Annotated in this window: 19 protein-coding genes, 2 tRNA genes, 2 pseudogenes and 1 other annotated feature; of the genes and pseudogenes, 14 read left to right on the top strand and 9 right to left on the bottom strand. The window is 56.6% G+C overall.

Translation table 11 applies throughout. The features are described from left to right. The first annotated feature begins 22 nt into the window (after positions 1–22). On the top strand, positions 23–1,477 hold the full coding sequence (locus tag SK51_RS12520; RefSeq protein ID WP_022648595.1) for an AMP nucleosidase: 1,455 nt from the start codon (positions 23–25) through the stop codon (positions 1,475–1,477). A 15-nt stretch (positions 1,478–1,492) separates the two neighbouring features. Next, positions 1,493–3,265 carry an aminopeptidase P family protein gene (locus SK51_RS12515; RefSeq protein ID WP_032676172.1) on the top strand — a complete coding sequence of 591 codons (1,773 nt, stop codon included), beginning with the start codon at positions 1,493–1,495 and terminating at the stop codon, positions 3,263–3,265. A gap of 143 nt (positions 3,266–3,408) precedes the next feature. Here SK51_RS12515 and SK51_RS12510 read toward each other — a convergent pair. Next, positions 3,409–3,484: transfer RNA gene (locus tag SK51_RS12510), tRNA-Asn, on the bottom strand. Positions 3,485–3,645: 161 nt separating this feature from the next. Here SK51_RS12510 and emmdR point away from each other — a divergent pair. Next, positions 3,646–5,129: pseudogene (emmdR, locus tag SK51_RS12505) on the top strand (multidrug efflux MATE transporter EmmdR). Positions 5,130–5,232: 103 nt separating this feature from the next. Further along, positions 5,233–5,308, top strand: a tRNA-Asn gene (locus SK51_RS12500). A gap of 135 nt (positions 5,309–5,443) precedes the next feature. Here the strand turns inward: SK51_RS12500 and SK51_RS12495 are convergent. The 4 genes from SK51_RS12495 to dacD form a co-directional block, all read right to left on the bottom strand. Further along, positions 5,444–5,779: a DUF496 family protein gene (locus tag SK51_RS12495; protein ID WP_000450410.1), complete on the bottom strand. Its 336-nt coding sequence runs from the start codon at positions 5,777–5,779 to the stop codon at positions 5,444–5,446. Positions 5,780–5,926: 147 nt separating this feature from the next. Next, positions 5,927–6,985, bottom strand: a complete 1,059-nt coding sequence (locus tag SK51_RS12490) for an FUSC family protein (RefSeq protein WP_022648598.1) — start codon at positions 6,983–6,985, stop codon at positions 5,927–5,929. 91 nt (positions 6,986–7,076) lie between these two features. After that, a complete protein-coding gene (gene sbmC / locus SK51_RS12485) occupies positions 7,077–7,550 on the bottom strand; it encodes a DNA gyrase inhibitor SbmC (RefSeq protein ID WP_022648599.1) in 474 nt (157 codons plus the stop codon). A gap of 118 nt (positions 7,551–7,668) precedes the next feature. Further along, entirely contained in the window at positions 7,669–8,841 is a 1,173-nt protein-coding gene (gene dacD / locus SK51_RS12480) for a serine-type D-Ala-D-Ala carboxypeptidase DacD (RefSeq protein ID WP_139153368.1), read from the bottom strand. Between the two features lie 191 nt (positions 8,842–9,032). On the opposite strand from dacD, the gene sbcB reads away from it, so the two are divergent. After that, a complete protein-coding gene (gene sbcB, locus SK51_RS12475) occupies positions 9,033–10,469 on the top strand; it encodes an exodeoxyribonuclease I (protein WP_023306552.1) in 1,437 nt (478 codons plus the stop codon). 129 nt (positions 10,470–10,598) lie between these two features. On the opposite strand, the gene SK51_RS12470 is transcribed toward sbcB, so the two are convergent. The 4 genes and pseudogenes from SK51_RS12470 to SK51_RS12460 all read right to left on the bottom strand — a co-directional run bounded on the left by SK51_RS12470 (position 10,599) and on the right by SK51_RS12460 (position 14,024). Beyond that, positions 10,599–11,957 (bottom strand): APC family permease, encoded by a 1,359-nt coding sequence (locus SK51_RS12470; RefSeq protein ID WP_022648602.1) that lies wholly within the window; start codon positions 11,955–11,957, stop codon positions 10,599–10,601. Beyond that, entirely contained in the window at positions 11,947–12,009 is a 63-nt protein-coding gene (gene yoeI / locus SK51_RS25240) for a membrane protein YoeI (RefSeq protein WP_099458931.1), read from the bottom strand. Before yoeI ends, SK51_RS12470 begins: the two co-directional genes overlap by 11 nt. Positions 12,010–12,228: 219 nt before the next feature. Beyond that, positions 12,229–13,158 (bottom strand): annotated as a pseudogene (locus tag SK51_RS12465) (LysR substrate-binding domain-containing protein). Positions 13,159–13,199: 41 nt separating this feature from the next. Beyond that, positions 13,200–14,024: an SDR family oxidoreductase gene (locus tag SK51_RS12460; RefSeq protein WP_023306554.1), complete on the bottom strand. Its 825-nt coding sequence runs from the start codon at positions 14,022–14,024 to the stop codon at positions 13,200–13,202. A 172-nt stretch (positions 14,025–14,196) separates the two neighbouring features. Between SK51_RS12460 and hisL the strand changes: the two genes are divergently transcribed. The 9 genes from hisL (at position 14,197) to hisIE (ending at position 21,413) form a co-directional block, all read left to right on the top strand. Beyond that, positions 14,197–14,247, top strand: coding sequence for a his operon leader peptide (gene hisL, locus SK51_RS25235; RefSeq protein WP_099516347.1), 51 nt, complete (start codon positions 14,197–14,199; stop codon positions 14,245–14,247). Beyond that, positions 14,223–14,346: a sequence feature (His leader region), on the top strand. Its footprint overlaps the gene before it by 25 nt. A 45-nt stretch (positions 14,347–14,391) precedes the next feature. Continuing rightward, complete coding sequence (gene hisG / locus SK51_RS12455) at positions 14,392–15,291, top strand: ATP phosphoribosyltransferase (protein WP_000886595.1); 900 nt, start codon at positions 14,392–14,394, stop codon at positions 15,289–15,291. Between the two features lie 5 nt (positions 15,292–15,296). Next, on the top strand, positions 15,297–16,601 hold the full coding sequence (gene hisD, locus SK51_RS12450) for a histidinol dehydrogenase (RefSeq protein ID WP_023306555.1): 1,305 nt from the start codon (positions 15,297–15,299) through the stop codon (positions 16,599–16,601). After that, positions 16,598–17,659, top strand: coding sequence for a histidinol-phosphate transaminase (hisC, locus tag SK51_RS12445; RefSeq protein ID WP_022648605.1), 1,062 nt, complete (start codon positions 16,598–16,600; stop codon positions 17,657–17,659). The genes hisD and hisC overlap by 4 nt, the downstream gene beginning before the upstream one ends. Continuing rightward, on the top strand, positions 17,656–18,723 hold the full coding sequence (hisB, locus tag SK51_RS12440; protein ID WP_023306556.1) for a bifunctional histidinol-phosphatase/imidazoleglycerol-phosphate dehydratase HisB: 1,068 nt from the start codon (positions 17,656–17,658) through the stop codon (positions 18,721–18,723). Before hisC ends, hisB begins: the two co-directional genes overlap by 4 nt. Continuing rightward, on the top strand, positions 18,723–19,313 hold the full coding sequence (gene hisH, locus SK51_RS12435) for an imidazole glycerol phosphate synthase subunit HisH (RefSeq protein WP_003859485.1): 591 nt from the start codon (positions 18,723–18,725) through the stop codon (positions 19,311–19,313). Before hisB ends, hisH begins: the two co-directional genes overlap by 1 nt. After that, a complete protein-coding gene (gene hisA / locus SK51_RS12430) occupies positions 19,313–20,050 on the top strand; it encodes a 1-(5-phosphoribosyl)-5-[(5-phosphoribosylamino)methylideneamino]imidazole-4-carboxamide isomerase (RefSeq protein WP_023306557.1) in 738 nt (245 codons plus the stop codon). Before hisH ends, hisA begins: the two co-directional genes overlap by 1 nt. Beyond that, positions 20,032–20,808 carry an imidazole glycerol phosphate synthase subunit HisF gene (gene hisF, locus SK51_RS12425; protein ID WP_048206738.1) on the top strand — a complete coding sequence of 259 codons (777 nt, stop codon included), beginning with the start codon at positions 20,032–20,034 and terminating at the stop codon, positions 20,806–20,808. The genes hisA and hisF overlap by 19 nt, the downstream gene beginning before the upstream one ends. Beyond that, complete coding sequence (hisIE, locus tag SK51_RS12420; RefSeq protein WP_023306558.1) at positions 20,802–21,413, top strand: bifunctional phosphoribosyl-AMP cyclohydrolase/phosphoribosyl-ATP diphosphatase HisIE; 612 nt, start codon at positions 20,802–20,804, stop codon at positions 21,411–21,413. Before hisF ends, hisIE begins: the two co-directional genes overlap by 7 nt. The last annotated feature ends 7 nt before the right edge of the window (positions 21,414–21,420 follow it).

The following is a 21,420-nucleotide window of genomic DNA, read 5'->3' as shown; positions in this document are numbered from 1 at the left end:
CCTGTGGAACAAGGAGACAGACATGAATAATAAGGGCTCCAGCCTGACCCCGGCTCAGGCGCTGGAAAAACTCGACGCGCTGTATGAACAGTCCGTCAATGCACTGCGCAGCGCCATCAGTGACTATATCGAAACAGGGAAACTTCCCGATGAAAAGGCCAGAACCCAGGGCCTTTTTGTTTATCCATCGCTCTCTGTCACCTGGGACGGCAGCGCCAGCAGCAATCCGAAAACCCGCGCCTATGCGCGTTTCACCCACTCCGGCTGTTACAGCACGACCATCACGCGACCTGCGCTGTTCCGCCCCTATCTGGAAGAGCAGCTTACCCTGCTGTATCAGGATTACGGCGCGCATATCAGCGTTGAACCGTCCCTGCACGAGATCCCTTACCCGTACGTAATAGACGGCTCAGCGCTGACGCTGGATCGCTCCATGAGCGCGGGGCTGACCCGCCATTTTCCGACCACTGAGCTGTCGCAGATTGGCGATGAGACGGCGGACGGGATCTATCACCCGGCAGAGTTTTCACCGCTGTCGCACTTTGATGCCCGCCGTGTCGATTTTTCGCTGGCACGCCTGCGCCACTACACCGGCACCCCAGCCGAACATTTCCAGCCGTTCGTACTGTTTACCAACTACACCCGCTATGTAGACGAATTTGTCCGCTGGGGCTGTAGCCAGATCCTTGACCCGGACAGCCCTTACATCGCTCTCTCCTGCGCGGGCGGGATCTGGATCACTGCCGAAACCGAAGCACCGGAAGAGGCCATCTCCGACCTGGCGTGGAAAAAGCACCAGATGCCCGCCTGGCACCTGGTCACCGCTGACGGTCAGGGCATTACGTTGATTAACATCGGCGTTGGCCCGTCGAATGCGAAAACCATCTGCGACCATCTGGCGGTTCTGCGCCCGGACGTCTGGCTGATGATCGGCCACTGCGGCGGCCTGCGTGAAAGCCAGCTGATTGGTGATTATGTCCTCGCCCACGCTTATCTGCGTGACGACCATGTCCTTGACGCGGTTCTGCCGCCGGACATTCCTATCCCGAGTATTGCGGAAGTGCAGCGCGCCCTGTACGACGCCACCAAAGAGGTGAGCGGCATGCCGGGTGAAGAGGTGAAGCAGCGCCTGCGTACCGGTACGGTCGTCACCACCGACGATCGTAACTGGGAGCTTCGCTATTCCGCCTCCGCCCTGCGTTTCAATCTCAGCCGTGCGGTCGCGATCGATATGGAAAGCGCCACCATTGCCGCGCAGGGCTACCGCTTCCGCGTCCCGTACGGCACGCTGCTGTGCGTGTCCGATAAACCGCTGCACGGCGAGATCAAACTGCCGGGTCAGGCGAACCGTTTCTACGAAGGGGCGATCTCAGAGCACCTTCAGATTGGTATTCGCGCCATCGATTTACTGCGTGCAGAGGGCGACAAACTACATTCCCGTAAGCTGCGCACCTTCAATGAGCCACCGTTTAGGTGATACTAAGGACACAATATGCACACCACATCACCGCTTACGGCCCTGCGCCAGTGGCTACAGGACAATCAGCTCGACGGGATGATTGTGCCGCGCGCCGATGCCTGGCAGAGCGAATCTTGCGCACCGTATGATGCAAAGCTGGCCTGGCTGACGGGCTTTGACGGCTCGGCGGGGCTGGCGCTGGTACTGAAAGACAGAGCGCTGCTGTTTGTTGACGGACGCTATCAGGTTCAGGCCCGCGTACAGGTCAATCTCCACGAGGTGGAGATCCACCATCTGCACAACGAGCCGCTGGCCGAGTGGCTGGCGAAAAACGTTGCGGCCGGCACGCGCATCGGCTTTGATACGCTGCTGATGACCAATGCAGAGTTTACGCGGCTCTCGGCCACGCCGTGCGAACTGGTACCGCTCGCGCGCTCTCCGTTCGATACCCTCTGGGTTGACCGCCCTGCCGCCCCCGCAGGGCTTATCCGCGAGATGCCTGTAGACATCAGCGGCGAAAGCAGCGCCGCCAAACGCCAGCGCGCCGCCGCCGTGCTGGCAGAGCACCGCGCGGATTATCTGGCCGTTACCCTGCCGGACAATATCGCCTGGCTGCTGAACGTGCGGGGCTCAGATATCCCCTTTTGCCCGGTGCCTCTGTCGTTTGCCCTGCTGAGCCGCGAGGGTGCGGTGGAATGGTTTGTGGATGACAGCAAGCTGAATGCGCTGCCGGATGCCGTGCGGAACGCCTTCACGATTGCGCCTCAGGAAGCCTTTATCCCGCGCTGTAGGCAGCTTGCGCAGGGTAAGCGGGTCATGATCGATCCCGATTCCGCACCGGTGGCGTTACGCTTTGCGGTTGAACCTCAGGGGGAAATTATCTGGCAGACCGACCCGATCACCCTGATGAAAGCTACGAAAAACCCGGTGGAGCTGGCGGGCTATCGTGAATGTCATCACCAGGACGGTGCGGCATGGGTGAATTTCCTGGCCTGGCTGAGCCGGGAAGTTCCTCAGCGGGCCGCGTCGGGAATGCCGCTGACCGAGCTTGACGTGCAGGCGAAACAGCTTGCGTTCCGCCTGCAACAGCCTGGCTTTGTCGAGCCGAGTTTCGCCACCATTTCCGCTTCCGCGAGTAACGCGGCGATGTGCCATTACCACTCAAGCGAGGCCAGCAACAAGCCCATCGGCCACGACCACTTTTACCTGAATGATTCCGGGGGGCAGTACCGCAACGGCACCACGGACGCGACGCGTACCCTGGCCTGGGGAAAGGTCGATCCACAGCAGCGTTTGCACTACACCGCAGTGCTTAAAGGCTTCCTGTCGCTGATTACCCTTCAGTTCCCGTCCGGCACTCAGGGGCACCAGCTGGATGCCTTTGCGCGCCGTCCGCTGTGGGAGTTGGGACTGGATTACGACCACGGCACCGGGCATGGCGTAGGGCATCAGCTTCTGATCCACGAGAACCCGCACCGTTTTGCGCAAAAGGTCAACCCGTGGCCGCTGGTGGCGGGCAATATTATGACCATTGAGCCGGGTTACTACCTGGGCGATAGCCACGGTATTCGCATTGAAAACCAGGTGGAGATTGTCGAAAGCCGTCCGGGATTTTGTAAGTTTGCCTCGCTGACGCTGATCCCAATCGATTTAAGCCAGGTGGAGCTGCATCTGTTGAGCGAGTCAGAAAAACAGTGGCTGGATGAGTACCACCAGCAGGTACGAGAGGCGCTTTCACCCCGGGTGGACAGCGATGCGCGGCCGTGGCTGGTGGAGGCAACGGCGCCAATTCGTGTGAACGGATAGTGCGGCTTTTGCCGGGTGGTGGCTTCGCCTTACCCGGCCTACGATTCGATGTTTTTGTAGGTCGGGTAAGCGGAGCGTCACCCGACAATTTTACTGAACGCAGAAAAGCAAAAAGCCTGCTATAAAAGCAGGCTTTTCAAATTTGGCTCCTCTGACTGGACTCGAACCAGTGACATACGGATTAACAGTCCGCCGTTCTACCGACTGAACTACAGAGGAATCGTTGTGGAGGCTTATCTTAGCGGCGAAAAAACTTTTGTCAAACCTGATCTCAGGCAAAAGTGATTGTTTGATGATTCTGTCGTCATTTTGTTGTAAATCCAAACATAATTTTATGGAAAATACTTTGCAGGATACGCATTTCTGCCCCATCATTTGAAATGGAGTTTCAACTTTCTCGTTAAGGCCCATTTTGAACGTCACCGCACCCCTGCGCCAGGCGATTATGCGCACGCCCTGGTATGCAAAACGTAAGAGTTATCGAGTTCTGTTCTGGCGTGAAATCACCCCCCTTGCTGTGCCTATTTTCCTGGAGAATACCTGCGTCCTGTTGATGGGGGTGTTAAGCACCTTCCTGGTGAGCTGGCTCGGTAAAGAAGCCATGGCCGGGGTAGGGCTGGCGGACAGTTTCAACATGGTTGTGATGTCCTTCTTTGCCGCTATCGATCTCGGTACAACGGTAGTGGTGGCGTTTAGTCTTGGAAAACTCGATCCAAAACGCGCCCGGGAGGCGGCCAGACAGTCGCTGATGATCATGACCCTCTTTTCGATCATCCTTGCGGCGGTTATCCATTATTACGGCAAAGAAATTATCGACATCGTCGCGGGTGAAGCGACAGGTGAAGTGAAGGATCTGGCGCTCACCTATCTGGAAATGACGGTGCTGAGCTATCCGGCGGCTGCCATCGCGCTGATTGGTAGCGGTGCGCTTCGTGGCGCAGGGAATACCAAAATTCCGCTGCTAATAAATGGCGGCATGAACATCCTGAACATCATTATCAGCAGTGTTTTGATTTACGGTGTCTTTTCCTGGGAGGGGCTGGGCTTTGTCGGCGCGGGATTAGGGCTGACCATTTCCCGTTATATTGGTGCGGCGGCGATAATCGGCGTGCTGATGGCGGGAATTACGCCATCGCTGCGCCTGACGCTTAAAAGCTATTTCCGTCCGCTTAACTTCGCCATTATCTGGGAAGTGATGGGGATCGGTATTCCGGCCAGCATCGAATCCGTGTTGTTTAACGGTGGGAAACTGCTGACGCAGATGTTTGTTGCCGGGATGGGAACAGACGTCATCGCCGGCAACTTTATTGCCTTCTCCATCGCCTCGCTCATTAACCTGCCCGGAAACGCACTGGGATCGGCGTCGACGATCATCACCGGCAGACGCCTCGGAAAGGGGCAGATAGGGCAGGCGGAACGGCAGCTTCGGCATGTCTTCTGGCTTTCAACCATTGGACTGACGGCGATTGCGTGGGGAACTGCGCCTTTAGCCGGGCTAATGGCCTCGTTCTATACGCACGAAAATGACGTGAAAGAGGTCGTGAAGGTGCTGATTTGGCTCAACGCGGCGTTTATGCCAATTTGGGCCGCGTCCTGGGTACTTCCTGCCGGGCTGAAAGGGGCGCGCGATGCCCGGTTTGCGATGTGGGTCTCCATGCTCGGCATGTGGGGCTGCCGCGTCGTGGCGGGCTACACGCTGGGGGTAATGTTAGGTATGGGCGTTGTCGGCGTCTGGCTGGGGATGTTCCTTGACTGGGCCGTGCGCGGGGCGCTGTTCTACTGGCGCATGGTGAGCGGACGCTGGCTGTGGAAATATCCGCGAAAAAAACCGGAGCAGGAGGTTTCGGAAACGGCAAGTGCCTGACAAATGTGCGAAGTGGAGAATAAATCGGCAAACGATTGAAAATCTGCATTCACCCTTTGACATCCTCAGGGCGCATCGATAATATGCGCCCCGTTCACACGATTCCTCTGTAGTTCAGTCGGTAGAACGGCGGACTGTTAATCCGTATGTCACTGGTTCGAGTCCAGTCAGAGGAGCCAAATTAAAAAAGCCTGCTTTTAAGCAGGCTTTTTGCTTTTCTGCACCACGTAAATTGTCGGGTGGCGCTACGCTTACCCGACCTAGGGTCCTGTAGGCCCGGTAAGCGCAGCGCCACCGGGCAACAGAGTGTGCGATTACTCGCCTTTAGCGTCGACGTTTTTGATTTCGCCCATCACTTTCAGCTTTTTGGAGATGTCGCGACGCTCTTTGGACAGCTCAGCGTTTTTGATGATGTAGTCATCAACGCGATCTTCATAATCGCTCTTCATGCTGGCGATGATGCCCTGAATGGCTTCAACGCTCATACCTGGCTTGATGTAGTCGCTCAGGTTGTCCAGCAGCAGGACACGTTTCTGGTTGTCACGGATCTTCTTCTCTACGTCCTGGATTTCGCGCTGTAGCTTGTTTTTGCGGCGGAACAGGCGGACGAACTCCAGAACATCCTGGAACGAAGGCTTGGTAGTTTCCATTTTTACACCCCTGATAATGTGAGATTCGGATTCGTTAAAGCAACCGTTTTAACAGACAGCGGCTGCGAATGACAATGAGTATATCGTTTAAAACCATCATAACCCTAATTGTTGCTGAATCGAAGCAGCAGGCATCACATACGCTTTTTATTTGCGCAGTGCCCGGCAAATCAGCTGCGATAACAACTCCAGCTGTCGCGCCAGCTCCATACTCAGCCAGACATAGCCGTGGATGGGCGTTTCCGACACATTGTCGCCCTGACGCTCATTCATCAGCTGTTTGAGCTCGATGACGATGTCATTCAGCCGCTCGCTGTTCGCCCGTATCGGCTGTGGGTTACCTTCGTAAAGTGCATGAGCGATGGTCAGCAGGGTCTGTTGCGTCATCTGCTGCGTCTCTTTCAGCGTATGCGCGTTGAGCATCAGAAGATGGCTGGGGCGTGAGGCCCAGTGGGCATTGATTTGCAGTTCAAGCATACAGACCAGATTACGGCTGACCGTTTGAATGGCTTCAAAAATAGCTTTCTGGATATGCGTCTCTTTGCTTGCCGGGGTAATTAACCCGCGCATTTTGACCACATCATTAAGGATTTTTTGCAGGTGCTTTTCCAGCCGCGGACGCTCAATCAGATTCGGCGAAAACCCGGCCTGGTAGACCCGGTTAAATGCCGTGACGTAGTTTGCCATCTGAATGCGCCAGTGCAGGAAGGCGCGCTGCGGCCAGATGCCGGTAAACAGCATGGCGAGCAACGAGCCGAGGATCACGTCCCCGCTTCGCCACAATGCGGTGGTCATATCGCCCGCCGGTGCGCCGACCACAACGGCGAGCGTAATGCCAATCAGCAGCGCCTGATACGGTTTCTTTCCGAGGGCCAGCCATCCGCAAAGAAACATCGCCACCGCGCACCACAGCAACATGAACGGAAATGAAATTAGCTCCAGCTTCAGGGCGATAAGCCCAAGCGCCGAGCCTAAAACGGTACCACCTATGCGTTCGAAAGCGCGAGGGACCACGTTCCCCCAGAATGAGATCGGCCCCATCACCACCACCAGCGTGATCAGCGGCCACGTTCCTTCCGGGATATCCAGCAAACGAACCAGTACGAAGGTCAGCACAAACGCCAGCGCAATGCGGCAACCGTGCACCACGCGATAATGTTTGTATAACCGAATTTCAAAAGGGGTTAATGACTTGTCGGGGCGCACACCCGTCTCCAGCTCTACGGCAAACCACAATTGTACTGTGTTTTCAGCCGGGTGGATCGCGCCCGGCTGAAAAACCCTGCGTTTCGCAGGATTATCCCACTTTGTGCTCTACCGGTACAAACATCTCAATATCCCAGTAGCCGTCAGCATTGCCATCGTTCAGATAGCGTTCGAAGCAGGGTTTTGGCGCAATCTGGAATTTGCTGTCTTCCAGCAGGGAGTTGAAGAACTGATACCATGGGGTGGCGAAATCATGATTTTCGACGCGCGCGGCGGCAATAGCATACTCTCCGGCAGCAATTTCGGTCAGCATTACCCCTTCGCTGTTATCAGGGATAGTGAAATCGTCCGCTACCGTTACGGCGGTAACGCAGCGAAGCTTTTCTGCCGGCACGTCATCCGGATTGTCATAATAAACGGCCACCCACTCCTGCGGCTGAATATGTCGTCCATCTACCCACATGACCAGCTGTTCAAATCCCTGCTTGACCGTCTTTTCCCACGGTCCCACGAGATGAAAGCCAGCGATCGTACGTTTCTGTTGCTGCCTGATGCTGTAGTCCATGCTGCCTCCGTTTATTACTGTATATATATACACTATAAAGCAGAATCGAGATTATCGGCAAACCAGGAGTGTTTATTATGTGAGCAGACTCGCAACACTGCCAGTCTGCCCGAAAAGGTTAGAGTTTATGATGCAGATAATCGCCGAGGCGGGAGAAAAGGCCGCCCTTTTCAACGCGCTCCAGCGTAACCAATGGCCAGTGCGCTACCACCTTGTCACGATCGTACAGCTGGATCTCCCCTACCCGCTGATGCGCGGCGATCGGCGCTTCCAGCTCTTTTTTATCCATTACATATTTCGCCTTGATGTTCGGCACTTCCGTTTTGGGTAATGCCAGCCAGAAATCCTGATCCGTGCCCAGCGCGATCTGCTCTTTATCGCCATACCAGATGCGTTCGGTTCCCACTTTTTTGCCGTTATGCAGGATCTGCACCGTATCGAAATTTTGCTGTCCCCAGTGGAGCAGCTTGCGCGCCTGATCTTCACGTCCTTTCGGGCTGTCTGCCCCCATCACCACCGCAATCAGTCGACGCTGACCATCCACTGCGGAGGCGATCAGGTTAAAGCCCGCGCCCGAGGTGTGTCCCGTTTTCAGACCATCCACGTTCATGGTCTTATCCCACAGCAGGCCGTTGCGGTTCTGCTGAGTGATGCCGTTCCAGGTCAGACTCTTCTCGCTGTACATGTGGTAGAACTCAGGCTCGCCGTGGATGATGGCCCGGGAAAGTACGGCGAGATCGTAAGCGGAGCTGTGCTGACCCGGTGCATCCAGCCCGTGTACGGTTTCGAAGTGGGTATCGCGCAGGTTCAGCTTTTCAACGTAGTCATTCATCATCCTGACGAACTGCGGCTGACCGCCCGCCACGTGATCCGCCAGCGCCACGCAGGCGTCATTGCCGGAATCAACAATCAGGCCGCGGCTGAGATCGCGCACAGAAACCCGATCGCCCTGCTTCAGAAACATCAGAGACGAACCGTCAAAGACCGGGTTGCCTTTTGCCCAGGCGTCACGTCCGACCGTCACAATGTCATCGGGGCTGATGCGGTGGCTATCAATGGCACGATCAACAACGTACCCCGTCATCAGTTTGGTCAGGCTCGCCGGATTACGCTGCTGATGTTCGTTGCCCGCCGTTAAGATTTGACCCGTGGTGTAATCCATCAATACCCAGGATCCTGCCTGGATGGCAGGCGGCTGAGGTGAAAAATCCAGCGGCTCGGCAGCCAGCGCGGATGAAATACTCGAAGCGAGTAAAGAAACAGCAATAAACAGACGGCGTTTCAACGGTATATCCTCAGGTCAGTAAAAATCGATGACCTTTTTACGGGAGTTCTGATGTCGTTACCTGCCTTAATTGCAAAAAAATGTGACAGCACGCAGATTTTTTCGGAACAAATCTCGCAAATTTCTTGCCTGAAGGTGCTTTTTATTCGGACTGCTCACCCCAATCGTTTACCATAGAGACGTCAATTTTTAACAGGATGAGATTACTGGTGTCTGACTCTGCCGCGCGCCCGACTTTTTTGTTCCACGATTACGAAACCTTTGGTACCCATCCGGCGCTGGACCGACCGGCGCAGTTTGCGGCTATCCGAACCGATGACGAATTTAACGTTATCGGCGAACCCGAGGTGTTTTACTGCAAGCCCGCCGATGACTATCTGCCGCAGCCAGGCGCGGTGATGGTGACGGGCATCACGCCTCAGGAAGCGCGGGATAAAGGCGTTAGCGAAGCAGAATTTGCCCGTCGCATCCACGACCTGTTCACGGTGCCCAATACCTGCGTGGTGGGTTACAACAACATCCGTTTTGACGATGAAGTGACGCGCAATATCTTCTACCGCAACTTCTACGATCCCTATGCCTGGAGCTGGCAGAACCGCAATTCGCGCTGGGATTTGCTGGATATCATGCGCGCCTGCTATGCGCTGCGCCCGGAGGGAATTAACTGGCCGGAGAACGACGACGGCTTGCCGAGCTTCAGGCTCGAGCACCTGACGCGGGCCAACGGCATCGAGCACAGCAACGCCCACGACGCGATGGCAGACGTCTACGCGACCATCGCTATGGCGAAGCTCGTAAAAACCGCGCAGCCTCGCCTGTTTGAGTATCTGCTGAGCCATCGCAGCAAGCAAAAGCTGATGACGCTGATTGACGTGCCGCAGATGAAACCGCTGGTGCATATTTCAGGGATGTTCGGTGCGTGGCGCGGGAACACAAGCTGGGTGGCGCCGCTTGCCTGGCATCCGGACAACCGTAACGCCGTCATCATGGTGGATCTTGCCGGGGATATCTCGCCGCTGCTTGAGCTCGACAGCGACACCTTACGTGAACGGCTCTATACGCCGAAAGAGGCGCTGGGTGGCCTGCCAGCCGTACCGGTAAAACTGGTGCACATCAATAAATGCCCGGTGCTTGCGCAGGCCAACACGCTGCGCCCGGAAGACGCCGACCGGCTGGGGATTAACCGTCAGCACTGCCTCGATAACCTGAAAGTGCTGCGCGACAACCCGCAGGTGCGCGAGAAAGTCGTCGCAATTTTTGCCGAAGCAGAGCCGTTCGTGCCGTCTGATAATGTGGATGCGCAGCTTTATAACGGCTTCTTCAGCGATGCCGATCGCGCAGCGATGAACATCGTGCTGCAAACCGACCCGCGTAACCTGCCCGCGCTGGATATCACCTTCGCAGATAAGCGCATTGAGAAGCTGATGTTCAATTATCGCGCGCGTAACTATCCCGGCTCGCTGGATGAAGCAGAGCAGGAGCGCTGGTTACAGCATCGGCGCAACGTGTTTACGCCGGAGTTTCTTAATAGCTACGCCCAGGAGCTGGAGATGCTTTACGGCCAGTATGAAGGGGATGCTGAGAAACAGGCGCTGCTGAAAGCGCTGTTCCAGTACGCGCAAGAAATTGTCTGAGTAGCGGATACAAAAAAGCCGGAGGCGATGTCTCCGGCTTTTTTTTTGCCCGGTGGCGCTTCGCTTACGCGGGCCTACGGTGTAGAAGTCCGTAGGTCGGGTAAGGCGAAGCCGCCACCCGACACAGTCTTACGCGACGTCTTCGTACTGAGGAACCGGGTTGCGGAAGCTCTTCGTTACGCAAGCCAGGTAAATCAGACCGATTGCACCCCAGATCAGACCCAGAACCATTGAGCTCTCTTCCAGGTTGATCCACAGGGCGCCCACCGTCAGGGCACCACACACTGGCAGCACCAGATAGTTGATGTGGTCCTTCAGCGTCTTGTTGCGCTTCTCACGGATCCAGAACTGCGAAATCACGGAGAGGTTAACGAAGGTGAACGCCACCAGCGCACCAAAGTTAATCAGCGCAGTGGCCGTTACCAGGTCGAACTTGATTGCCAGCAGGGCAATTGCGCCCACCAGCAGCACGTTCCACGCCGGGGTACGCCATTTCGGATGCACGTAACCAAAGAAGCGAGTTGGGAACACACCGTCACGGCCCATCACGTACATCAGACGAGAAACGCCCGCGTGCGCTGCCATACCGGATGCCAGTACGGTGACGCTGGAGAAGATCAGCACGCCCCACTGGAAGGTTTTACCCGCCACGTACAGCATGATTTCAGGCTGCGATGCATCCGGATCTTTAAAGCGAGAGATATCCGGGAAGTACAGCTGTAAGAAATAAGACGCACCGATGAAGATCAGGCCGCCAATCAGCGCGGTCAGGAAAATCGCTTTCGGGATCACGCGCTCAGCGTCTTTGGTCTCTTCAGACAGAGAAGAGATACCGTCGAAGCCCAGGAACGAGAAGCACAGGATAGTCGCCCCGGTGATCATCGGCACAACGTGCGCACCTTCAGACCAGAACGGACGGGTGCTGGTCAGCGTACCTGCGCCTTCACCGTGGGAAACGCCGTAGATGATCAGCCCAACGATAACCGCAACAATCCCCATCTGAAGGATCACGATCAGGGTGTTGAAGTTAGCCACGGTCTTGATGCTGCGCAGGTTAGAGATGGTCATAAAGGCCACCAGCGCCACAACGAAGATCCACGACGGTACGGAAGGTACCAGCGCTTCGAAGTAAATTTTTGCCAGCAGAATGTTGATCATCGGCATGAACAGGTAGTCCAGCAGTGATGACCAGCCCACCATAAAGCCAACAGCCGGGCTAATGGATTTCTGAGCATAGGTGTACGCAGAGCCTGCGGACGGGAAACGGCGAACCAGTTTACCGTAGCTCAGCGCTGTAAAGAGAATGGCGACCAGTGCAAAGGCGTACGCCGTTGCAACGTGACCGTCAGTAAGGCCTGATACGATACCGAATGTATCGAACAGCGTCATCGGTTGCATATAGGCAAGGCCCATCATAACAACCGGAATCAACGTAAGCGTTTTACGTAATTCCACGCGAGAGGTGTTTGGAGTTGCGTTATGCGACATAGTTATTCTCCTTTACGGTGATAACCGCCACGTAAGCGAAAAATTGCCCCATTTCTTTCTTCCTCAGCGACAACAACTGTCGGATTTTAGTAAATATCTATCCGGTACGAAGCCCGGCCTCTTGGTTTTTAGTTTCGTTTCGTACATGCAAAAAAAAATAACCGACGCCTTTTATATCGTCGATTATTCATTTGTTTGCAGCGGCGGCATTTTGCCCTATTCCAGATACAAAAGGCAATACATTGAGAAACCTGCCCATAAATTAATTTTACTAACTGGTTGATTTCCCATCATCTGCCTGAGTGTAAACTGTCGCGATAGCACTATTTGCTAAAATTTCGTCTCGCCACCAGGCGCTGGCAAGCCCGGCGGTCTGTTCATTCCAGCCCACCCATACCGATTCGTTACTGCTCTGCGCTAAAACCTGTTTTTCCACCAGCGCGCCGCTTTCAATAAAGCGCTGTGCTAAATAACGGGGAAGGTAGCCGCACCCCAGGCCGCTTATTTGCAGTTCCAGCTTGGTTTTAAAATCAAAAACGGTGATGGCCTCCTGCTCATCCAGAAGCTGCGATGAAATGCCGCACTCGGGGCGGGAGCTGTCTCCCACCACAATGGCGCGATGGTTTTTAATGACGCGTCTTGAAACAGGCTCCGGTTCATTCGCCAGCGGGTGGTGAGGCGCAACGGCAAAGATCTACTCCAGAACGCCCAGCCGGGCGAAACCAAATTCACTCAGTTGAGGAGGCTCATGCAGCGCTCCAACGATGATATCCGCCCTGCCCTGCGTTAAGGCGTCCCACGAGCCGCCCAGCACGCCGTTGATAAAAACCAGCCGCGTGACGCTATGGCGCTGATAGAACGCCTCAATAAGCGGGGTAAGCAGCGAAAAAGGGAAAGTATCATCAACCCCAATCACCAGCTCATTTTCCCAGCCCTGATGAAGTTTGACGGCCTGTTTTTCCAGCTCGCGAACCGTATGCAGCACGTCACGCCCTTTTTCCAGCAGCATCTGCCCAGTACGGGTGAAACGCGCGCGATGGCCAGTGCGGTCAAGAATTTGAATATTAAGATCGCTCTCGAGCTTTTGCACGGTGTAGCTCAGAGCCGAAGGGGTTTTATAGAGCTTCGCCGAGGCGGCGGCAAAGCTCCCCTCTTTTTCCAGCGCATCCAGAATAACAAGAACATCCAGCAGCGGTTTCATCTTCGCCCCCTTGCGGTGTGCGATGGCCTCCGCCGGCGCAATTATTCCATGGGCATAACCAGCGGATCGGGATACTGATATTCAAATCCCAGTTCATGGCAAATACGATTGCCATCAATAATTTTGCCTTTGCGCTCCCCCTGCGCCTCACTGAACACCGGCGGCGCCAGACCCAGCTGGCGCGCCATCAGCGGATAAAAGGTGCTGCGTGGCGGATGCGAAGGCGCACATATATTATAGATGTGCCCCCCTTTCGGAGCCTGTAAAAGCAGCTCTATCGCACCGATAACATCTTCAAGGTGTACAAGGTTAACGCCGTGCTGACCATCCGGCGCGGATTTACCGGCAAAGAAGCGTCCCGGATGACGCCCCGGCCCCACCAGCCCGGCGAGGCGTAAAATATCCACCTGCGTGCCAGGCAGATTGTGCAGCCAGTCTTCCAGCTCTTTCAGTACCTGTCCGCTGGCGGTTACCGGACGGCGCTCGGTGTTTTCTTTCGCCGTACCGTCGATATCGCCATAGACGGAGGTCGAGCTGGTGAAAATGATACGCGGAATATGGTGCGCCAGGGCGCTGTCGACAATCTCCTGCACCGCCTGCAGGTAAAACGTCTCGCCCGGCCCGCTGCGCCGCGCTGGTAAGGTAATGACCAGCGCGTCCACATTCATCAGTTCATCCAGCTCGTCGGTATCGCAGATAAGCTCGGGTTCGAGACGCAGCTCGACACCATCAATGCCGCACATGCGCGCCGCCTCAACCCCGTCCCGCGTGGTCTTACTCCCTGTCACCTGCCAGCCTTTCGCGGCTAATGACATCGCCAGTGGCATTCCTAACCACCCTAATCCGACAATCGCGACCTTTTTCATGACATTCTCCGCTTAACGACGCCTGTTATAAGGCTACGCCAGCCTTATGGAACGCACAATTCATACCATCAATATGAAATGAATTAATGATCAAAAAAAGCCCTTGCTTTATGGCGTACAACTGGTTTAGGTTAAAAGACATCAAATGCATAAGCATTCAACGAGAATTTATATGACACGCGTTCCTTTTAAAAACCACCATCATCACCATCATCCTGACTAGTCTTTCAGGCGATGTGTGCTGGAAGACGTTTGGATCTTCCAGTGGTGCATGAACGCATGAAAAAGCCCCCGGAAGATCTTCTTCCGGGGGCTTTTTTTTGGACCGCATTCAGACAGATTAAAACAGGTTAACGAGGAACACAGAATGTTAGATAACTCACGTTTACGCATAGCTATTCAAAAATCAGGCCGTTTAAGCGATGATTCACGCGAACTGCTGGCCCGCTGCGGGATTAAAATCAACCTGCACACCCAGCGCCTGATCGCCCTGGCTGAAAATATGCCGATCGACATTCTGCGCGTACGTGATGACGATATTCCGGGCCTGGTCATGGATGGCGTCGTTGACCTCGGCATCATCGGCGAAAACGTACTGGAAGAAGAGTTATTAACCCGCCGCGCGCAGGGCGAAGATCCGCGCTACTTTACCCTGCGTCGTCTGGACTTCGGCGGCTGCCGCCTGTCGCTGGCCACGCCGGTTGATGAAGCCTGGGATGGCCCGGCCGCGCTGAACGGCAAACGTATCGCCACCTCTTACCCTCACCTGCTGAAGCGTTACCTCGATCAAAAAGGCGTGCAGTTTAAATCTTGTCTGCTGAATGGCTCTGTTGAAGTGGCGCCACGCGCGGGCCTGGCCGATGCCATCTGTGACCTCGTCTCCACCGGCGCCACGCTGGAAGCCAACGGCCTGCGCGAAGTGGAGGTGATCTACCGCTCCAAAGCGTGCCTTATCCAGCGCGACGGCGAGATGGCCGATGCCAAACAGCAGCTCATCGACAAGCTGCTGACCCGTATTCAGGGCGTGATTCAGGCGCGTGAATCCAAATACATCATGATGCACGCGCCTACCGAGCGCCTGGACGAAGTGATTGCCCTGCTGCCAGGTGCTGAGCGCCCAACCATTCTGCCGCTGGCGGGCGACCAGCAGCGCGTGGCGATGCACATGGTCAGCAGCGAAACCCTGTTCTGGGAAACGATGGAAAAACTGAAGGCGCTGGGCGCGAGTTCTATTCTGGTGCTGCCAATTGAGAAGATGATGGAGTAACGACCATGAGCTTTAACACAATCATCGACTGGAATACCTATAGCGACGCGCAACAGCGTGAGCTGCTGATGCGCCCGGCAATTTCCGCCTCGGAGAGCATCACCCGCACCGTGGCGGAGATCCTCGATAACGTCAAAGCCCGCGGAGACGACGCGCTGCGTGAGTACAGCGCGAAGTTTGATAAAACTGAGGTCGACGCGTTACAGGTCACCGCACAGGAGATCGCCGGGGCGGAAAGCCGCCTTGGGGATGAGATCAAACAGGCGATGGCCGTCGCGGTGAAAAATATTGATACCTTCCACACCGCGCAGAAATTGCAGGCGGTGGATGTGGAAACCCTGCCCGGCGTGCGCTGCCAGCAGGTGACGCGCCCGGTGGCGTCCGTTGGCCTCTATATTCCTGGCGGCTCTGCCCCGCTGTTTTCGACCGTCCTGATGCTGGCCACTCCGGCACGTATTGCCGGTTGTCAGAAGGTGGTGCTCTGCTCTCCGCCTCCGATCGCCGATGAGATCCTGTATGCGGCGAAGCTGTGCGGCGTGCAGGCGATCTATAAAGTGGGCGGCGCGCAGGCGATTTCCGCCCTGGCGTTCGGGACGGAGTCTGTTCCCAAAGTCGACAAAATCTTTGGCCCGGGTAACGCATACGTTACCGAAGCGAAGCGCCAGGTCAGTCAGCGTCTGGACGGCGCGGCGATTGATATGCCTGCCGGTCCGTCTGAAGTGCTGGTGATTGCCGACAGCGGCGCTACACCGGATTTCGTGGCCTCTGACCTGCTCTCGCAGGCCGAGCACGGCCCTGACTCGCAGGTGATTTTACTGACGCCAGATGCCGACATGGCAAAACGCGTGGGCGATGCCGTTGAGCGTCAGCTGGCCGACCTGCCGCGTGCGGAAACGGCGCGTCAGGCGCTATCGGCCAGCCGACTGATTGTGGCTCGCGATATCGACCAGTGCATCGCCATCTCCAACCAGTACGGTCCTGAGCACCTGATCATTCAGACCCGCAACGCGCGCGATCTGGTCGACAGCATAACCAGCGCAGGCTCGGTGTTCCTCGGGGACTGGTCACCGGAATCCGCCGGGGATTACGCCTCCGGCACCAACCACGTGCTGCCCACGTATGGCTATACCTCAACCTGCTCCAGCCTGGGGCTGGCAGATTTCCAGAAGCGCATGACCGTGCAGGAACTCTCCCGCGAGGGATTTGCCTCGCTGGCGTCGACCATCGAAACCCTGGCCGCCGCCGAGCGCCTGACTGCCCACAAAAATGCCGTGACGCTGCGCGTTGCCGCCCTGAAGGAGCAAGCATGAACATCGAAGAATTAGCCCGCGAAAATGTCCGTCGCCTGACGCCCTATCAGTCTGCGCGTCGTCTCGGCGGGAACGGCGACGTCTGGCTGAATGCCAACGAATACCCCACGGCGGTGGCCTTTGAGCTCTCGCAGCAGACGCTGAACCGCTACCCGGAGTGTCAGCCGAAAGCGGTGATCGAGAACTATGCGCAGTATGCAGGCGTGAAGCCTGAGCAGGTGCTGGTCAGCCGTGGGGCTGATGAAGGGATTGAGCTGCTGATCCGCGCCTTCTGCGAACCGGGTAAAGACGCGGTGATGTACTGCCAGCCCACCTACGGGATGTACAGCGTCAGCGCCGAAACCTTTGGCGTGGCCTGCCGCAACGTACAGGCGCTCGACAACTGGCAGCTGGATTTGCAGGGCATCGCCGATAACCTTGACGGCGTGAAGGTGGTGTTTGTCTGTAGCCCGAACAACCCCACCGGGCAGATTATCAATCCGCAGGATATCCGTTCCCTGCTGGAAATGACGCGCGGCAAAGCGCTGGTTGTGGCCGACGAAGCCTACATTGAGTTCTGCCCGCAGGCGACACTGGCAGGCTGGCTTGAAGAGTATCCGCATCTCGTTGTGCTGCGCACTCTGTCCAAAGCGTTCGCTCTCGCCGGTCTTCGCTGCGGTTTTACGCTGGCAAATAAAGCGGTTATCGACCTGCTGCTGAAAGTGATCGCCCCGTATCCGCTCTCAACGCCGGTTGCCGATATTGCGGCACAGGCGCTGGCCCCGCAGGGCATCAGCGCGATGCGCGAGCGTGTGGCGCAGATCCTGGAGGAGCGTCAGTATCTAGTCGATGCCCTGAAAACGATTCCGTGCGTGGAGCAGGTGTTCGACTCGGAGACCAACTACATCCTGGTGCGCTTCACCGCCTCAAGCGCGATATTTAAATCGTTGTGGGATCAGGGCATTATCTTACGAGACCAGAATAAACAACCTACCCTGAGCGGCTGCCTGCGTATTACCGTCGGCACCCGCGCGGAGAGCCAGCGCGTGATTGACGCCCTGAAAGCGGAGAAAGTATGAGTCAGAAGTATCTCTTTATCGATCGTGACGGCACCATCATCTCGGAGCCACCCAGCGATTTTCAGGTCGATCGTTTCGACAAGCTGGCGTTTGAACCCGACGTGATCCCGGTGCTACTGAAGCTTCAGAAAGCAGGCTATAAGCTGGTGATGATCACCAACCAGGACGGTCTGGGCACAGACAGCTTCCCGCAGGTGGACTTTGACGGCCCGCACAACCTGATGATGCAGGTGCTGACCTCGCAGGGCATCGCCTTCGACGAGGTGCTGATCTGCCCGCACATGCCTGCCGACGAGTGCGACTGCCGCAAGCCAAAAGTGAAGCTTGTTGAACGTTATCTGGCGGAAGAGGCGCTGGATAAAGCGAACAGCTATGTGATTGGCGATCGCGTCACGGATATCACGCTGGCCGAAAATATGGGCATTGCAGGCCTGCGCTATAACCGCGACACGCTAAACTGGGCGATGATTAGCGAGCAGCTCACCAGACGCGACCGCTATTCCCACGTTGAACGCAACACCAAAGAGACGCAGATCGACGTGAAGGTCTGGCTCGACCGCGAAGGCGGCAGCAAGATCCACACCGGCGTCGGTTTCTTTGACCACATGCTGGATCAAATCGCCACGCACGGCGGCTTCCGTATGGAGATCACGGTTAAGGGCGACCTGTATATCGACGATCACCACACCGTGGAAGATACCGGCCTGGCGTTGGGCGAAGCCCTGAAGCTGGCGCTTGGCGACAAGCGCGGCATCAACCGCTTCGGCTTTGTTCTGCCGATGGACGAGTGCCTGGCGCGCTGCGCGATGGATATCTCCGGGCGTCCGCACCTGGAATATAAAGCCGACTTCACCTACCAGCGCGTGGGCGATCTCAGCACCGAGATGGTGGAGCACTTCTTCCGCTCGCTTTCTTACACTATGGGCCTGACGCTGCACCTGAAAACCAAAGGCAAAAACGATCACCACCGCGTCGAGAGCCTGTTCAAAGCCTTTGGCCGTACCCTGCGCCAGGCGATCCGCGTGGAAGGTGACGCCCTTCCCTCGTCGAAAGGAGTGCTGTAATGAACGTGGTGATTCTGGACACCGGATGCGCCAACCTGAACTCCGTACAGTCGGCGATTATGCGCCACGGCTACGAGCCGGTGGTAAGCCGCGACCCGGACGTGGTGCTGCGCGCGGATAAACTCTTTCTGCCGGGTGTAGGCACCGCCCAGGCGGCGATGGATCAGATCCACGAGCGCGAGCTGGTGGATCTCATCAAAGCCTGTACTCAACCGGTGCTGGGCATTTGCCTCGGCATGCAGCTGCTTGGCCGCCGCAGCGAAGAGAGCAACGGCGTCGATCTGCTGGGCATTATAGAAGAAGACGTGCCGAAAATGACCGACCACGGCCTGCCGCTGCCGCACATGGGCTGGAATCGCGTTTATCCGAAAGCGGGCAACAGGCTGTTCCAGGGAATCGAAGACGGCGCGTACTTCTACTTCGTCCACAGCTACGCCATGCCCGTGAATACCTACACCATCGCCCAGTGCAATTACGGCGAGGCGTTCACCGCCGCCGTGCAGAAAGATAACTTTTACGGCGTGCAGTTTCACCCGGAACGCTCCGGTGCCGCCGGTGCGCAACTGCTGAAAAATTTCCTGGAGATGTGATGATAATTCCCGCTTTAGATTTAATTGACGGCACGGTTGTTCGTCTCCACCAGGGCGATTACGGGCAGCAGCGCGACTACGGCAACGACCCGCTGCCGCGGTTACAGGCTTACGCCGCCGAGGGCGCTGAGGTGCTGCATCTGGTCGATCTGACCGGCGCGAAAGATCCGGCGAAGCGCCAGATCCCGCTGCTTAAAACACTGGTGGCTGGCGTGGACGTCCCGGTGCAGGTGGGCGGCGGCGTGCGTACGGAAGCCGATGTTGCCGCCTTACTGGACGCGGGCGTGGCGCGCGTGGTGGTCGGTTCGACCGCTGTGAAAGATCCTGAAAGTGTCAAGGGCTGGTTCCGCCGCTTCGGCGCGGATGCGCTGGTGCTGGCGCTGGATGTGCGCATTGACGAGCAGGGTAATAAGCAGGTCGCGGTCAGCGGCTGGCAGGAAAACTCCGGCGTAACGCTGGAAGAGCTGGTCGGGATGTATCTCCCGGTAGGGCTGAAGCATGTGCTGTGCACGGATATTTCACGCGATGGTACGCTCGCAGGATCTAACGTCTCGCTGTATGAAGAGGTTTGCGCACGTTATCCGCAGGTGGCGTTTCAGTCCTCTGGCGGTATCGGCGACCTGGCGGATATCGCCGCTCTGCGCGGAACCGGTGTACGCGGCGTGATCGTGGGTCGCGCGCTGCTGGAAGGCAAATTTACGGTGAAGGAGGCGATTCAATGCTGGCAAAACGGATAATTCCCTGCCTGGACGTGCGTGATGGTCAGGTTGTAAAAGGCGTGCAGTTCCGCAACCATGAGATCATTGGTGACATCGTTCCGCTGGCAAAACGCTATGCCGAAGAAGGCGCAGACGAACTGGTATTTTACGATATCACCGCCTCCAGCGATGGCCGCGTGGTGGACAAAAGCTGGGTGGCGCGCGTGGCGGAAGTGATTGATATACCCTTCTGCGTGGCGGGCGGGATTAAATCTGCTGACGATGCGGCGAAAATTCTCTCTTTCGGAGCGGATAAAATTTCCATTAACTCCCCTGCCCTGGCCGACCCGGAGCTGATTACGCGTCTGGCGGATCGCTTTGGCGTGCAGTGCATTGTCGTGGGGATCGACACCTGGTTTGATGCCGCAACGGGCAAATATCACGTTAACCAGTACACCGGCGACGAAAGCCGCACGCGCGTCACCCAATGGGAGACGCTGGACTGGGTGCAGGAAGTGCAAAAACGCGGTGCGGGTGAAATCGTTCTGAACATGATGAACCAGGACGGCGTTCGTAACGGTTACGACCTCGAGCAGCTGAAAAAAGTGCGCGCGGTGTGCCAGGTTCCGCTGATTGCCTCCGGCGGCGCGGGCACCATGGAACACTTTCTTGAAGCCTTCCGCGATGCGAACGTGGACGGCGCGCTGGCCGCTTCCGTCTTTCACAAACAGATTATCAATATTGGTGAGTTAAAAACGTACCTGGTCGACCAGGGCGTGGAGATCAGGGTATGTTAACAGAGCAACAACAGGCGCAGCTGGACTGGGAAAAAACTGACGGATTACTGCCGGTGGTTGTACAGCATGCCGTTTCAGGCGAAGTGCTGATGCTGGGATACATGAACCAGGAGGCACTGGCAAAAACGCTCGACAGCGGCAAGGTGACGTTTTTCTCGCGCACCAAGCAGCGTCTGTGGACGAAAGGGGAAACCTCGGGTCACTTCCTGAATGTGGTCAGCATTACGCCTGACTGCGACAACGACACCCTGCTGGTGCTGGTCAACCCGATTGGGCCGACCTGCCACAAAGGCACCAGTAGCTGCTTCGGCGAGGCGAGCCATCAGTGGCTGTTCCTCTATCAGCTGGAACAGCTGCTGGCAGAGCGTAAATCAGCGGATCCCGAGAGCTCGTACACGGCGAAGCTGTACGCCAGCGGCACCAAGCGTATTGCGCAGAAAGTGGGTGAAGAAGGCGTTGAAACGGCGCTGGCGGCTACCGTGCATGATCGGGAGGAGCTGACGAACGAAGCGTCGGATTTGATGTATCACCTGCTGGTGCTGCTTCAGGATCAGGAGCTGGATTTAACGACGGTGATTGAGAATTTGCGGAAACGGCATAAATAAAAAAAGA

Origin of the sequence: Enterobacter sp. MGH85 (assembly GCF_001037655.1) — a bacterium.
GTDB classification, from domain to species: Bacteria; Pseudomonadota; Gammaproteobacteria; order Enterobacterales; family Enterobacteriaceae; genus Enterobacter; species Enterobacter intestinihominis.
Note: the sequence above shows the minus strand (reverse complement) of the source record. Positions and strands in the feature narration are given on the sequence as shown.

Bases quoted from the DNA above. Each gene is read 5' to 3' on its own strand.
- SK51_RS12520 (WP_022648595.1), top strand. From the start codon at position 23: ATGAATAATAAGGGCTCCAGCCTGACCCCGGCTCAGGCGCTGGAAAAA.
- SK51_RS12515 (WP_032676172.1), top strand. From the start codon at position 1,493: ATGCACACCACATCACCGCTTACGGCCCTGCGCCAGTGGCTACAGGAC.
- SK51_RS12495 (WP_000450410.1), bottom strand. From the start codon at position 5,779: ATGGAAACTACCAAGCCTTCGTTCCAGGATGTTCTGGAGTTCGTCCGC.
- sbmC (WP_022648599.1), bottom strand. From the start codon at position 7,550: ATGGACTACAGCATCAGGCAGCAACAGAAACGTACGATCGCTGGCTTT.
- sbcB (WP_023306552.1), top strand. From the start codon at position 9,033: ATGAGATTACTGGTGTCTGACTCTGCCGCGCGCCCGACTTTTTTGTTC.
- SK51_RS12470 (WP_022648602.1), bottom strand. From the start codon at position 11,957: ATGTCGCATAACGCAACTCCAAACACCTCTCGCGTGGAATTACGTAAA.
- SK51_RS12460 (WP_023306554.1), bottom strand. From the start codon at position 14,024: ATGAAAAAGGTCGCGATTGTCGGATTAGGGTGGTTAGGAATGCCACTG.
- hisG (WP_000886595.1), top strand. From the start codon at position 14,392: ATGTTAGATAACTCACGTTTACGCATAGCTATTCAAAAATCAGGCCGT.
- hisD (WP_023306555.1), top strand. From the start codon at position 15,297: ATGAGCTTTAACACAATCATCGACTGGAATACCTATAGCGACGCGCAA.
- hisC (WP_022648605.1), top strand. From the start codon at position 16,598: ATGAACATCGAAGAATTAGCCCGCGAAAATGTCCGTCGCCTGACGCCC.
- hisB (WP_023306556.1), top strand. From the start codon at position 17,656: ATGAGTCAGAAGTATCTCTTTATCGATCGTGACGGCACCATCATCTCG.
- hisH (WP_003859485.1), top strand. From the start codon at position 18,723: ATGAACGTGGTGATTCTGGACACCGGATGCGCCAACCTGAACTCCGTA.
- hisA (WP_023306557.1), top strand. From the start codon at position 19,313: ATGATAATTCCCGCTTTAGATTTAATTGACGGCACGGTTGTTCGTCTC.
- hisF (WP_048206738.1), top strand. From the start codon at position 20,032: ATGCTGGCAAAACGGATAATTCCCTGCCTGGACGTGCGTGATGGTCAG.
- hisIE (WP_023306558.1), top strand. From the start codon at position 20,802: ATGTTAACAGAGCAACAACAGGCGCAGCTGGACTGGGAAAAAACTGAC.